The organism is Flavobacterium notoginsengisoli (genome assembly GCF_042686225.1).
Lineage (GTDB): Bacteria > Bacteroidota > Bacteroidia > Flavobacteriales > Flavobacteriaceae > Flavobacterium > Flavobacterium notoginsengisoli.
In genome coordinates this window covers 325,503-339,986 of the sequence record NZ_JBHUOT010000001.1, presented here as the reverse complement: position 1 = coordinate 339,986, position 14,484 = coordinate 325,503, and the positions used below count along the sequence as shown (strand labels likewise).

The window sequence follows — 14,484 nt, the reverse complement described above, 5'->3', positions numbered from 1 at the left end:
TACGATATACATTAACCGTAAAAACAAAAAATCATGCAAAAAATTATTCTATTACTAGCTCTTATAACATTTAACATGGCATCTGCTCAAACTAAGAAAAAGCAAATTCTATTGGTTGGAACTTTTCATTACGCCAATCCTGGTCTTGATGTTGCCAAACTAAACAGTTTTGATATCCTGTCTGAAAAGAGCCAAAAGGAACTTGAAATAATGAGTGACAAAATCAAAAAATTTGGCCCGGATAAAATTTTTGTAGAATGGGAATTTAACGAACAAGTCGATTTAGATAAGTTTTACAATAAAAACACCGACAGTCTTTTTAAAACTAATAAAAACGAAATAACGCAACTGGCACTTCGCACGGCCAAAAAACTGAATCATAAAAAATTATACGGAATGAATCTTTATACTTCTTTTCGTTATGACAGTTTAATGATGGCAATGGAAAAAGCAAACCAACAAGATTTATTGAAGAGAAATAATGAGTGGAAAAAAAAGAATGAAAAAGATCATAACGAAAGAATAACAAAAAGCTCGTTACAAGAACTCATGCTACATTACAATAAAAAAGAAACCGAAAATAAAAACATCCAATGGTATTTGGAAGTAGCCAATAGAGCTGGAAATCCAGATGATTTTACAGGACCGTCTTTAGTTTCAAATTGGTACAAAAGGAACTTATATATGTATTCTTTAATTCAGAAATTAACTGAAACTGCAGATACTAAAATAATGATTTTAGTTGGCGCTGGCCATGCTGCTTTAATTAGAGAATTTATAGAACATGATCCTACATTTGAACTTGTAGAACTATCTACAGTTTTGAAATAAACTTAATGATTTAACCGCAAAGAGCGCAATCCCGATAGCTATCGGGATACGCAAAGTTCCTAATTTTAAAACATAGCCCGTGGTTTCAACCACGGGGACACAATGCATATCAACAATCTGTTTATCAAATCTGCATATTACGAAACACCCATGTGGTTGAAACCATGGGAACACAATGCATATCATACGATGCTTCTCTTAGTCCCCGTGGTTGAAACCACGGGCTATATTGAAATAAAATCCGTAAAATTTTATTGATTTAGCTTTGCGAACTTTGCGTTTGTATTCATAATTCTTAACAAAAAACCTTGCGACCTTTTCGGTTAAATAGGCTCCAAAAAAAAAAATCCCTCCGAAACCGGAGGGATTTTCTATATTCAGAAAGATGCACTGCAGTACATCTCTACAATTTTAATTAAGAAAGAGCAGCTTTAACTTGGTCAGCAGCTTCCTGGAATTGAACTGCAGATAAGATTGGCATACCAGAGTTATCAATTAATTCTTTTGCAATTTCAGCATTTGTTCCTTGCAAACGAACAATGATTGGCACATTGATAGCATCACCCATGTTTTTGTAAGCATCAACAACCCCCTGAGCAACACGGTCACAACGAACGATACCTCCGAAGATGTTAATTAAAATAGCTTTTACGTTAGGATCTTTCAGGATAATTCTGAAAGCTGTTTCAACACGTTTTGCATCAGCAGTTCCTCCTACGTCAAGGAAGTTAGCAGGTTCAAATCCAGCGTATTTAATTAAATCCATAGTTGCCATTGCAAGACCAGCTCCGTTTACCATACATCCTACAGTACCGTCAAGGTCAACATAGTTTAGACCAACTTCTTTAGCTTCAACTTCGATTGGATTCTCCTCACGGATATCTCTCATTTCAGCATATTTAGGTTGTCTGTATAAAGCGTTATCGTCGATGTTAACTTTAGCATCAACCGCTAAGATTTTGTTATCAGAAGTTTTTAAAACCGGGTTGATTTCAAACATAGAAGCATCAGAACCAATGTAAGCATTGTAAAGTGCGTCGATGAATTTAACCATTTCTTTGAAAGCATTTCCAGAAAGACCTAAATTGAAAGCAATTCTTCTAGCTTGGAAACCTTGTAGTCCTACAGAAGGATCAACTTCTTCAGTAAAGATTAAATGTGGAGTGTGCTCAGCAACTTCTTCGATATCCATTCCACCTTCAGTAGAATACATGATCATGTTGCGTCCTGTACCTCTATTCAATAAAACAGAAACATAAAATTCAGAAGTTTCGCTTTCTCCAGGATAGTAAACATCTTCAGCAACTAAAATTTTGTTTACTTTTTTACCTTCCGGCGGAGTCTGAGGCGTAATCAATTGCATTCCGATGATTTGTTCTGCTAACTCTTCAACTTGTTGTAAGTTTTTTGCCAGCTTAACTCCACCACCTTTTCCACGACCACCTGCGTGAATTTGTGCTTTTATTACGTGCCATCCTGTACCAGTTTCGGCAGTTAATTGTTTTGCAGCAGCTACAGCTTCAACCGCATTGTTAGCCACAATTCCGCGTTGTACGCGTACTCCGTAACTCGCTAAAATTTCTTTTCCTTGATATTCGTGTATGTTCATAATATTGAATTTGTCTGGTTCTGAATTTATTTCAGAATAAAAGTGCGACAAAAGTAACAAAATACAACTTAATAGTAAAATCTTTTTCAATTAAATAAATGTTACCTATAGGTATTAACCGTTGATTATTTTGCAACGCAAACAAATCGTTAACGAAATACTTTGTTAATGTTAACACAAAACCACTAAAACGTTTGATATTTAACAAAAATTTCACTGAATTCAAGACCTAAGCGACGATTTTTCTTAATATATTTTATTCTCAATTATGATTTTGATAATTCGCAATCGTTTCTTTAATAATATTATCATTTAAGAACCCTTTTTCTAATATAACAACAAAAATGAAAGCAAATATATAATTTCACTACATTATATTTAACGAAATCTTTATTTTTGTAGAAAAAATATCAAGAATGAGAGTTAAAGAACAAGGGCTTTATCTGCCTGAATTTGAACACGACAATTGTGGTGCAGGATTTATTTGTAATTTGAATGGTATTAAATCAAATGATATTATTCACAAAGCATTAGACATCTTAATTAAATTGGAACATCGTGGTGCCGTAAGTTCTGATGGAAGAACTGGTGACGGGGCCGGAATTTTATTCGATATTCCTCATGATTTTTTTAAGAAAGTTTGTGACTTTGAAATCCCGGAAGCGCGTGAGTATGCAGTAGGAATGGTTTTTTTACCAAAAAGTAAAAACCAGGTTTCTTTTTGCATTAATGCATTTGAGGCAACTATTAAAGACCAAAACTTAAAAGTTTTAGGTTGGAGAGATGTGCCAGTTGACGTTGAAAATTTAGGGCAAATTGCCGCAGAAAAAGAACCAACAGTTAAACAAGTTTTCGTTTCTAAAAACGGTCAGGAATTAACTGAACAAGAATTTAATGCAAAACTTTTTGCAGCTAGAAAAATTGCCGAACATGCCGTAAGAGGATCTAAAACCTCAGAAAGCCACATGTTTTATTTTACTAGTTTATCGACAACTACTATAATATATAAAGGTCTATTGATGCCGGAAGACATCAGCCGTTATTATATAGATTTGAAAGATCCGGACCTGGTGACTCGTCTTGCACTTGTACACCAACGTTTCTCTACAAATACATTCCCGTCTTGGGACTTAGCTCAACCGTTTAGATACATGTGTCATAATGGTGAGATCAACACACTTCGTGGAAACGTAAGCCGTATGCGTGCTCGTGAAGAGCTTATGCAAAGCAAAGTTTTTGGCGATGATATCAAAAAATTATTCCCAATTATCTTAGAAGGAAAATCAGATTCTGCTTCTATGGATATGGTGGTGGAGCTTTTATTAATGACAGGCCGTTCATTGCCAGAAGCGATGATGATGGTAGTTCCTGAAGCTTGGGAAAAACACCAGACAATGTCTCCGGAGAAAAGAGCTTTCTATGAATACAATGCTTGTATCATGGAGCCTTGGGATGGTCCTGCTTCTATTCCGTTTACAGATGGAAACGTAATTGGAGCTTTACTAGACAGAAACGGATTGCGTCCTTCTCGTTATACATTAACGAAAAGCGGATTCGTAATTATGTCATCTGAAATTGGTGTATTAGATATCGATCCAGAAGATGTAATTCAGCACGGACGTTTAGAGCCAGGAAAAATGTTCCTGGTTGATATGAACGAAGGTCGTATCATCGAAGATGAAGAAGTTAAAAAAGCGATAGTTACAAAACGTCCTTACCAGCAATGGGTTGACGAAAACTTATTACCACTTGCTAAAGTTCCTTACACAAACAACCCTACTCCTGTTGAAAAATTAGATTTCTTAACAAGACAGCGTTTGTTTGGTTATACAATCGAAGATTTAAAAACAATCATCAACCCAATGGGAAGTGACGGAGCTGAAGCAATCAGTTCTATGGGTAACGATACACCTTTAGCTGTTTTATCTGATCAGCCACAGTTGTTGTACAATTACTTCAAACAATTATTTGCTCAGGTTACTAACCCGCCGTTGGATGGTATTCGTGAAGAAATTATTACTGATATCAGTTTAGCGATTGGTGGAGATTTCAATATTTTCGAAATTGAATCGAAACAATGTAAAAAATTAAAAATCCAAAATCCAGTTGTTTCTAACGAGGATTTGGATAAAATTAGAAATATAGATCACCCGGATTTCAAATCGGCTACAATTTCTACTTTATATAAAATAGAAAAAGGAGTTAACGGTTTAGAGCGTGCACTTGAAAAATGTGTTCAGGCTACTTTTAAAGCAGTTGAAGAAGGATGCAACATCATTATCTTATCAGATAGAGGTGTGAGCGAAGAATTAGCTCCAATTCCAATGTTATTGGCTTGTTCTTACATTCACCATTCATTGAACATTTTACAAGTTCGTTCTAAATTCGGAATCATCATCGAATCTGCAGAGCCAAGAGAACCTCATCATTTTGCTTTATTGTTTGGATATGGTGCAAGTGCCATCAATCCTTACATGGTAAACGAAATCATTCACGATCAGGTTGAAAAAGGTTTCATTACAAAAGTAAAAGCAGATTATGCAGTTGTTAATTACAACAAAGCGATCGCAAAAGGAATCGTGAAAATCATGAACAAAATTGGTATCTCTACTTTGCATTCATATAGAGCTGCTCAAATTTTCGAGATTTTAGGTTTAAACAAAACATTTACATCCAAATACTTCCCTTACACTCCATCAAGAATTGAAGGAATTGGTTTAATGGAAGTGGAGAAAGAAGTGAAAAAACGTTTCCAAAAAGCTTTCCCAAATTCAAAAATTGCAAACTTGCTTTCTCTTGAAATTGGAGGTATTTACAGATGGAGACGTGGTGGTGAAAAACACATGTTTAACCCAACAACGATTTCTAAATTACAACAAGCAGTTCGTTTAAACAGCCCAGAAAGTTATAAAGAATACTCAAATGCCGTTAACGAGCAAAGCTCAAATTTAATGACCATTAGAGGTTTATTTGAATTCAATAATTTGGATCCAATTTCTATTGACGAAGTAGAACCTTGGACAGAAATTGTAAAGAAATTCAAAACGGGTGCAATGTCTTACGGATCTATCAGTAGAGAAGCACACGAGAATTTAGCGATTGCAATGAACAGAATTGGCGGAAAAAGTAACTCTGGAGAAGGTGGAGAAGATCCAAAACGTTTCCAGAAAGAAATTAACGGAGATTCTAGAAACTCTGCTATCAAACAAGTTGCATCAGGACGTTTTGGTGTTTCGATCAACTATTTGACAAACGCTAAAGAAATCCAGATTAAAATGGCTCAAGGAGCAAAACCTGGAGAAGGTGGACAGTTACCTGGAGAAAAAGTAGTGCCTTGGATTGCTGAAACTAGAAACTCTACGCCTTATGTAGGTTTGATTTCGCCTCCTCCTCACCACGATATTTACTCCATTGAGGATTTATCTCAGTTGATTTACGATTTGAAAAATGCAAACCGTGAAGCTCGTATCAACGTAAAATTAGTTTCTGAAGTTGGAGTTGGAACCATCGCTGCCGGTGTTGCCAAAGCAAAAGCTGACGTTATCTTAATTTCTGGTTACGACGGAGGAACGGGAGCTGCACCATTAACATCTTTACAGCACACAGGTATTCCGTGGGAACTTGGTTTAGCGGAAGCACAACAAACTTTGATCTTAAACGATTTAAGAAGCCGTGTAGTTTTAGAATGTGACGGACAGTTGAAAACAGGTCGTGACGTGGCGATAGCTGCTTTATTAGGAGCTGAAGAATTCGGTTTCGCAACGGCTCCGCTTGTAGCTTCTGGATGCATCATGATGAGAGCTTGTCACTTAAATACTTGCCCAGTTGGTATTGCAACTCAGGATCCTGAATTGAGAAAAAATTTCAAAGGAACTCCAGAGCACGTAATCAACTTCATGTATTTCATTGCTGAGGAGTTAAGAGAAATCATGGCGCAGTTAGGTTTCAGAACTTTAAAAGAAATGGTGGGACAATCACAAAAATTAAATGTGAACAAAGCCATCAAACATTATAAAGCAAATGGTTTAGACTTGTCATCCATTCTATACAAACCGGAAAAAGCGAAAACAGAGCCAAATCATAATACAACAACTCAAGATCACCAACTTGAAAACGTATTGGATTTTGACATCATCAAAGAAGCTATTCCGTCTATCTATAGAAAAGAGAAAACAAGAGTAACCTTTAAAATTAAAAATACAGACCGTTCTGTAGGTGCTATTTTGAGTAACGAAATCTCAAAAATCTACGGCGCGCAAGGATTACCTGATGACACTATTTTAGTTGATTTTGAAGGTTCTGCCGGACAAAGTTTTGGTGCTTTTGCAACAAATGGATTGTCATTTAAAATTCACGGAAACTGTAATGATTATTTAGGAAAAGGGCTTTCTGGAGGAAAATTAATTGTAAAAGTACCTCCTACTGCAACTTTCAAACCTGAAGACAATATCATTATTGGAAACGTTGCCCTTTACGGAGCTATTACCGGAGAGGCTTATATTAATGGAATGGCCGGAGAGCGTTTCTGTGTGAGAAATTCTGGAGCAACAGCAGTTGTTGAAGGAATTGGAGATCACGGTTGCGAGTACATGACCGGTGGTACAGTAGTAGTTTTAGGAAAAACAGGAAGAAACTTCGCAGCTGGTATGAGCGGTGGTGTAGCTTATGTTTACGATCCAAATAAGAAATTCGATTCTACAGTTTGTAACATGGAAATGGTTGCATTCGACCCAATGGAAGAAGAAGATCTTACGAAACTAAGAAAACTGATCAAAAATCATTCATTGTACACAAGCAGTCCATTAGCAAAAAGAATTTTAGCAGACTGGGAAAACCAACAACAGCACTTTGTAAAAGTAATGCCAACTGATTACAAAAAAGCATTACAAAGAATTGCAGAAGAGAAAAAAATAGAAGAATTAATAGCGGGATAAATGATTTTAGATTTTAGAGTTCAGATTTAGATTAAAACTTAACCGCAAAGCTTTGCGAACTTAAAACACTCAAAAAAGCAAAAAAGACCTTGCGTTCTTTGCGGTTAAAAAAATTAGAACTTTAGAATTTATCATTTACATTTAATTAAAATGTCATGGGTAAAATAGGCGGATTTAAAGAATATAACAGAGCCGATGAAAGTAACTTAGCAGTAGCAGAACGTGTTTCGAACTACAACGAATTTACTATTCCGGTACCAAAAGATAAATTAAAAGAACAAGGATCAAGATGTATGGACTGTGGAATTCCTTTTTGCCACAGTGGTTGTCCGTTAGGAAATTTAATTCCTGACTTCAACGACATGGTGCATCAGGAAGAATGGCAGAGTGCATTAGAGATTTTACAATCTACTAATAACTTTCCAGAATTTACAGGACGCTTATGCCCTGCTCCATGTGAGAAATCATGTGTATTAGGAATCATCAAAGATCCGGTTTCTATCGAAAACATCGAAAAAAGCATCATCGAAAGAGGTTTCGCTGAAGGATGGATTAAACCACAGCCACCAAAAACAAGAACTGGAAAAACTGTTGCCGTTATTGGTTCAGGGCCTGCAGGTCTTGCGGCGGCTCAACAATTAAACAGAGCGGGTCACACCGTTACTGTTTTTGAAAGAGACAATGCTATTGGAGGTTTATTACGTTACGGAATTCCAAATTTCAAATTAGAAAAAGGAATTATTGACCGTCGTGTAGTAGTTCTTGAAGCGGAAGGAATCACTTTCAAAACAAATGTAAATGTTGGTGTTAACTTCAGTGTAGAAGAATTAAACCAATTCGATTCTATTGTTTTATGCGGGGGAGCCACTGAAAGAAGAAGCTTGCCAACTAAAGGAATCGAAAGTAAAGGCGTTGTTCAGGCAATGGATTTCTTAACACAACAGACTAAAGTTTTATTTGGAGAATCAATTCCGGATCAGGTTAAAGCAACTGGTAAAGATGTAATCGTTATTGGTGGTGGAGATACTGGTTCTGACTGTATTGGAACTTCTAACAGACACGGAGCTAAATCGGTTACTAACTTTGAGATTTTACCAAAACCTCCAGTTGGAAGAAGCGAGTCAACTCCATGGCCTTTCTGGCCGTTGCAGTTAAAAACATCTTCTTCTCACGAAGAAGGTTGCGACAGAAACTGGTTGATCAACACTAAAGAATTCATTTCTAACGATAAAGGCGAATTAACTGGATTAAAAACGGTTGAAGTGGCATGGAAAATGACTCCAGGTCAGCGTCCTGAATTAATCGAAAAAGAAGGTTCTGAGAAAATCTGGCCTTGCGATTTAGCTTTATTGGCTCTTGGATTCACAGGTCCGGAGAAAACATTAAGCGAGCAATTAGGAATAGAAACTGATATGAGAAGCAATTACAAAGCGCATAACTATCAGACAAACGTACCTCACATTTTCACTGCCGGTGATATGAGAAGAGGACAATCATTAATCGTGTGGGCTATTTCAGAAGGTCGAGAAGCAGCAAGAGAGGTAGATTTGTTCCTTATGGGATCTACAAACTTGCCTACTAAAGGAAAAGGAGATCTTCCTAGTCTATAATTTTTTATAGATGCTAAGATACTGAGATGCTAAGGTTCTAAGTTTTTTTTCTTAGCATTTTATTTAATCTTTTCCGATAAACAACATAACTACTAACAAACCCTTGAATTGATATTCAGGGGTTTTGTTTTTTTTTTAGCCACAGATTTCACAGATTTGCACAGATTATTATTTTACCACAAATTGCAGAAATTTCCACAAATTTTTATTCTTCGAGCGATTTCTATTTCAAACATAGCCCGTGGTTGAAACCACGGGAACGCAATATATGATTGCGTCCAATCCGCACGTTTCCCGTGGTTGAAACCACGGGCTATGTTTTAGCATTTTGCGAAAAACCAAAATTTGTGGAAATTTGTGTAATTGCTTCGCCTATTCGCTATCGCTCGGGTCGTGGCTAAAAAACCTCGCATTTTGAAGCATCACAATTGGCATTTTAATAAACCATAGTTCCCGCTTTCGGCTATATCTCTCCGTTCCACTGCGAGGATACCGCCTCAATCGGGGCTAAACTCAAACATTTGGCTTCTTTTAAAAATTAGGCTAAAAAAGAAATCCATTTAATCCATATAATCTGTGGCAAAAAATTCTCAACAGCATTTATAAATTAGTGAAATTTGTGAAATTCGTGGCAGAAAACCTTTGTATCTTTGTACCTCTGTCCCTTTGAACCTCCTAGTGCGTTACAAAATTCCAAAAACAGCAACTTTTTGTTCAAAAACAAACAATTTGTTATAATTTGTTATTTTTCTATAATTTATTTGCTGATACACAAAAGAGTAATAACTTTGTCCAAAATAAGTTTAAAAATGCAAGCAAAAGATTTACTGCAGTTAGCAGACCAATTTGGAAGTCCATTGTATGTTTACGATGCCGAAAAAATCCAATCTCAGTACAACAGATTAACTAAAGCTTTCTCTAAGGTAGAAAACTTAAGAGTTAATTATGCCATGAAGGCATTGTCAAACGTTGCGATTCTTCAGTTATTAAAGAACATGGGGTCTGGTTTAGATACTGTATCAATTCAGGAAGTTCAGTTAGGACTTCACGCTGGCTATGATCCTGACAAAATTTTCTTTACACCAAACGGCGTTTCTCTGGAAGAAATTGAAGAAGTTGCCGCAATGGGTGTACAAATCAATATCGATAATTTATCTATTCTGGAGCAATTCGGAACAAAACACCCTAATATTCCGGTATGTATTCGCATTAATCCACACGTAATGGCGGGTGGAAATGCTAATATTTCTGTGGGACATATCGATAGTAAATTCGGAATTTCTGTTCACCAGATTCCGCATATCTTGCGAATTGTCGAAAATACAAAAATGAGTATTGTTGGAATTCACATGCACACAGGATCTGATATCTTAGATATCGAAGTATTCTTGTATGCTGCTGAAATCTTATTTGATACGGCTAAACATTTCAAAGATCTACAATTCTTAGATTTCGGAAGCGGATTCAAAGTTCCTTACAAAAAAGACGATATCGAAACAGACATCGAAGAATTAGGTAAAAAATTATCTAAAAGATTCAATGCTTTCTGTACAGAATACGGCAGAGATTTAACGTTGATTTTCGAACCCGGAAAATTCCTGGTGAGCGAAGCAGGTCATTTCTTAGTAAAAGTAAACGTAGTAAAACAAACAACCTCAACTGTTTTCGCAGGAGTTGATAGTGGTTTTAACCACTTAATTCGTCCAATGTTGTACGGATCTTCGCACCACATTGAAAACATTTCTAACCCAAAAGGAAAAGAGCGTTTTTACTCTGTTGTAGGATACATTTGCGAAACAGATACTTTTGCAAACAATCGTAGAATACCGGAAATTACTGAAGGAGACATTTTATCTTTCAGAAATGCAGGAGCATATTGTTTCTCCATGTCTTCGAACTACAATTCAAGATACAAACCAGCCGAAGTGCTATGGAAAGACGGAAAAGGAATCTTGATTCGTGCTCATGAAACTTTCGAAGATTTACTTAAAAATCAAATTCCGTTGCCAGAAGAAGTTGCTGCTGCGGTTTAACAATAGAAAAAAAGAGAATATCACTTTAATCCCGTTTCTTAATTGAGGCGGGATTTTTTTGTTTTAGAATTTTAACATAAAAAAAATATTTTTATAAGAAAATAATTATATAATTGTTTTTTAATTAAGCAATAATCTTAAAAAAATAATTATGGGATATTATGTAACTAGTTATCTTACAAACAGCTCAGAGATAAAAAAAGTATATGGAAGTAAAGACGAAAAATTACTAACTGTTATTTTAAACGATCTTTCCGAAGAATTAGATTCGTTAAATGGAAGTTTTGATTATGCTGTAACTGAAAATAAACAGTCTCAAAAAATACTAACTGATATAATAAATGGAGAAGTTAGATTTCCTGAATTAGCATTTATGTATGGTTATGTTTATGAACTACTTTGTGAATATTATGGAGAAATAATATTTCCTCCTAATAAAGAGTATTCGACAACATATTATTGGGAAATTCCAAAGCTTACACACAAAGCTTTTATTTCAATTCCTTTTTCAAGCGATTTTCCAGAAATTTATAGTATTTATCATAATGATTTAGAACAAGAAAAAGATCTCTTTTTATCAATTCAAAAGCTTGATGGTATAAATGAAGAAACTTTAAAAGCTCTTAAAGAAGATTTTGATTATATTTTTGACATTGCTATAGAGGAAAATCGGGATTTAGTTTTTTTTCTATATTAATCATCCCGCTTCTTAATTGAGGTGGAATTTTTTTATTGTAGATTTATGACTTTAGATTTTAGATTGTTTACAAACGTAATGCAAGATTGAGCGGAGTCGAAGCCTTCGTAACATAACCACAATCTTTATCATTTCTGAAATGACAAGATTGCAGAGAATTGGGACTTTAAATTAAAACTTTAGAATATCTAGTCTTCCCTCAGAAAAATCATATATTTACTCTTCTATAAAGTAAAAAAATTAAATACCTTTAAAATATGAGCACAGCAACCAAACCAAAACATATCGGCAGAAACATTAGCCGAATTAGAGAACTTAAAGGTATAAAACAAGAAGCTCTTGCAATTGCAATTGGTGTAAGCCAGCAATATGTTTCTACTCTTGAAGGAAGTGAAACTATTGAAGAAACAAAACTTGCTGAAATTGCTAAAGCACTTGGAGTTACAATCGAGGCAATTGAAAATTTTTCTGAAGAATCTGTTTTTAATTTCTTTAATAACTTTCATGATCATAGTTCAATAAATGGTGCTCAGGGAATTAATAACAATTGTATCTTCAATCCGCTCGATAAAGTTATAGAACTTTACGAACGTTTGGTTCAGGCTGAAAAAGATAAAGTCGAATATTTAGAAAAATTACTAAAAGGGAAATAATTTCTCAATTCTATAAATTTTACAAAAGCACAAATAACATTCTATTTTTGTGCTTTTTTTGTAACCCAAAAAATAACCAATGAAAAAACTATCTCTATTTCTCTTTGTTATTCTTTCATTTTCAGCCAAATTAAACGCACAAAATGCTCAGGAAATATTTCTGGAAAACCTTGGAGCTTTTAACGGTTGGCAAACGAAAATGCTTCGATTAATTTAAACACGGTATACGAAGCCCGAAAGTTTTTAATCGATATCACCGGTATTAGTTATAAAATGGAAAAGCCATTTGATATGCCTGTCTTTCCTCCGGACAAAACGATAAAGAAATGGAGAGTCTGGTTTGAGAAAAACAAAGATCTCTTGTATTATGACGAAAAAGAGAAAATAGTTAAAGTACAAAAAAAATAAAAAAGCTATTTTTAACTTGTCAAATCAAACCCCAAAACTAATGAAACCTATAATCCCCCTATTCACATTATTCTTACTTTTCACAACCAATTCGTTCAGCCAAACCCTTGCCGATTTAAAACTAAAACCAAAAGAAATTCCCAAAGGCTACATAGCAAATGACGGTCAAATATGTGTAAACCCACAAGCCTGTAATTTTTATACTGATATTGAAACCTACAGTAATATTGTAGGAACTGTAAAAAGTAAAGCTATTCAAAGTTTTAAAAACAAAGGAGACAAAGGCTCAATTATGTATTTTGAATTTGATCATGTATTTAAAGGTGATCGTTTCTTACAAGGATTACTTTGGGGAAAAGATGGTCAGCCGACAGATGAACATCCGGAAGAATATATTGCAAAAGGTAAATTCTTAGTGATTTGGAGTTTAAAAGCTGATAGCCCATTAAAAGAAAAATCAGAGGCTAAAGTAGAGGCTATTTTGGAGTAAAATAGTTTGCTCTCAATAATTTAAATTATGTATAAAAAATTTATAACATCAATTCTATTCTGCATCTTTTCTCTTTCTGTTTTTGGCAACAACATCTCCAAATCCACAAAAGATACAATTCAAAATGAAAAGAAATGTTTAAGTGAAAACATAAAACTAAAAACAGATAGAATTGAAAAGGATCGAAAATTTATTTTTTGGCGATTACCACATCGAAAAATAACAATCACTGATCGAGTAATTAATACAGATGGAAAAATAATAGTAAAGAAACGTACTATACATATTTGCTCAATGGATGCCTGTGATGATATAAAATTTAGGCGCATTAAAATTATAGGAAATGAAATATACATATTTAAATATAATAGAGACCACTACAAAACCGCAATTATAAAACGTTATAATTCTTGTGGAAAATATTTGGGCAAAAAAAAATGGGATGAAGACAAATCTTTTGAAGATTATTAAACTAGCTGTTTACTCGAAAAAAAAGATGTTTTTGAAACTGCATGACATCTGTATAATGTACCTAATAATTTATAAATTAATCAAAGCTTCATTTTAAATGAGTAATTTTACCAGCTAAAAAAAAAATATAAAAAATGAAACTACAAATACGAATCCTACTTTACTCTATCTTGTTCTTTTTATATCTTACAGCGACTTCATTTTTCCTTTCTGTAGGGCAAAAATTAAAAACAGATCCGTATATTACTTTAGGGTGTGGTTTTGCTATTTTCAATCTTATTTATGCTTTTTTAGCTTTAAAGTGGAAACCTTTATTAAATATACTTTTCGCTATTGGAATTGCCGCTTTGTCTCTATTTTTAGCTTTGCAGTTTACGAATTTGCATCTTTTAATAGATTACGATCCATATCAGGTTAAGACTGCCATATTTGCTAATGCCGTTTTCTCTATTATTTTTTGGGAAATTGTGTATCAGATAAAAATTAGAAAATCATAAAAAGATAAATTCAAATGCCTCCAACTTTACTTGAAGGTAAATAAGAGGCTTTCAAAAAAGGCTTTAGTCAGACTTATAAGTTTTTGGCTAAAGCCTTTTTTAATATCAATATTGCACCTTCAGCTAAATCTGGAGGCAATTCATTCTAAAACTATTTCATAAAAACTCATTTTATCTCTTTATCCTAAAAAACTTTTGATTAAATACTTTAAAAAAAAATCATTAGATTTACCTTAAGCATTTAAAAATCA

12 protein-coding genes are annotated in these 14,484 nt (G+C 34.3%); 11 read left to right on the top strand and 1 reads right to left on the bottom strand.

Translation table 11 applies throughout. From position 1 onward, the window contains the following. Positions 1-33: 33 nt before the first annotated feature. The gene (locus ACFS3A_RS01245; RefSeq protein WP_379823406.1) at positions 34-831 is read left to right on the top strand and encodes a DUF5694 domain-containing protein; all 798 of its coding nucleotides are present in this window, start codon (positions 34-36) and stop codon (positions 829-831) included. 415 nt (positions 832-1,246) lie between these two features. Here the strand turns inward: ACFS3A_RS01245 and sucC are convergent, their stop codons facing one another. Continuing rightward, positions 1,247-2,440 (bottom strand): ADP-forming succinate--CoA ligase subunit beta, encoded by a 1,194-nt coding sequence (gene sucC / locus ACFS3A_RS01240; RefSeq protein ID WP_144214913.1) that lies wholly within the window; start codon positions 2,438-2,440, stop codon positions 1,247-1,249. A gap of 416 nt (positions 2,441-2,856) precedes the next feature. Between sucC and gltB the strand changes: the two genes are divergently transcribed. From gltB to ACFS3A_RS01190, 10 genes are all read left to right on the top strand, one after another. Then, positions 2,857-7,374: a glutamate synthase large subunit gene (gene gltB / locus ACFS3A_RS01235; protein WP_379823404.1), complete on the top strand. Its 4,518-nt coding sequence runs from the start codon at positions 2,857-2,859 to the stop codon at positions 7,372-7,374. A gap of 155 nt (positions 7,375-7,529) precedes the next feature. Continuing rightward, the gene (locus tag ACFS3A_RS01230; RefSeq protein WP_379823402.1) at positions 7,530-8,984 is read left to right on the top strand and encodes a glutamate synthase subunit beta; all 1,455 of its coding nucleotides are present in this window, start codon (positions 7,530-7,532) and stop codon (positions 8,982-8,984) included. Positions 8,985-9,781: 797 nt separating this feature from the next. Then, positions 9,782-11,017, top strand: a complete 1,236-nt coding sequence (gene lysA, locus ACFS3A_RS01225; protein WP_379824352.1) for a diaminopimelate decarboxylase — start codon at positions 9,782-9,784, stop codon at positions 11,015-11,017. 151 nt (positions 11,018-11,168) lie between these two features. Beyond that, positions 11,169-11,714 carry a DUF7691 family protein gene (locus ACFS3A_RS01220; protein ID WP_379823401.1) on the top strand — a complete coding sequence of 182 codons (546 nt, stop codon included), beginning with the start codon at positions 11,169-11,171 and terminating at the stop codon, positions 11,712-11,714. A 257-nt stretch (positions 11,715-11,971) separates the two neighbouring features. Continuing rightward, positions 11,972-12,367 carry a helix-turn-helix domain-containing protein gene (locus tag ACFS3A_RS01215; protein ID WP_379823399.1) on the top strand — a complete coding sequence of 132 codons (396 nt, stop codon included), beginning with the start codon at positions 11,972-11,974 and terminating at the stop codon, positions 12,365-12,367. Between the two features lie 79 nt (positions 12,368-12,446). Next, positions 12,447-12,584: a hypothetical protein gene (locus ACFS3A_RS01210; protein WP_379823398.1), complete on the top strand. Its 138-nt coding sequence runs from the start codon at positions 12,447-12,449 to the stop codon at positions 12,582-12,584. A gap of 56 nt (positions 12,585-12,640) precedes the next feature. Further along, positions 12,641-12,775: a hypothetical protein gene (locus ACFS3A_RS01205; RefSeq protein ID WP_379823397.1), complete on the top strand. Its 135-nt coding sequence runs from the start codon at positions 12,641-12,643 to the stop codon at positions 12,773-12,775. 40 nt (positions 12,776-12,815) lie between these two features. Continuing rightward, entirely contained in the window at positions 12,816-13,265 is a 450-nt protein-coding gene (locus ACFS3A_RS01200; protein ID WP_379823396.1) for a hypothetical protein, read from the top strand. Between the two features lie 27 nt (positions 13,266-13,292). Continuing rightward, positions 13,293-13,736: a hypothetical protein gene (locus tag ACFS3A_RS01195; RefSeq protein ID WP_379823394.1), complete on the top strand. Its 444-nt coding sequence runs from the start codon at positions 13,293-13,295 to the stop codon at positions 13,734-13,736. Between the two features lie 134 nt (positions 13,737-13,870). After that, positions 13,871-14,233: a hypothetical protein gene (locus ACFS3A_RS01190; RefSeq protein ID WP_379823392.1), complete on the top strand. Its 363-nt coding sequence runs from the start codon at positions 13,871-13,873 to the stop codon at positions 14,231-14,233. The last annotated feature ends 251 nt before the right edge of the window (positions 14,234-14,484 follow it).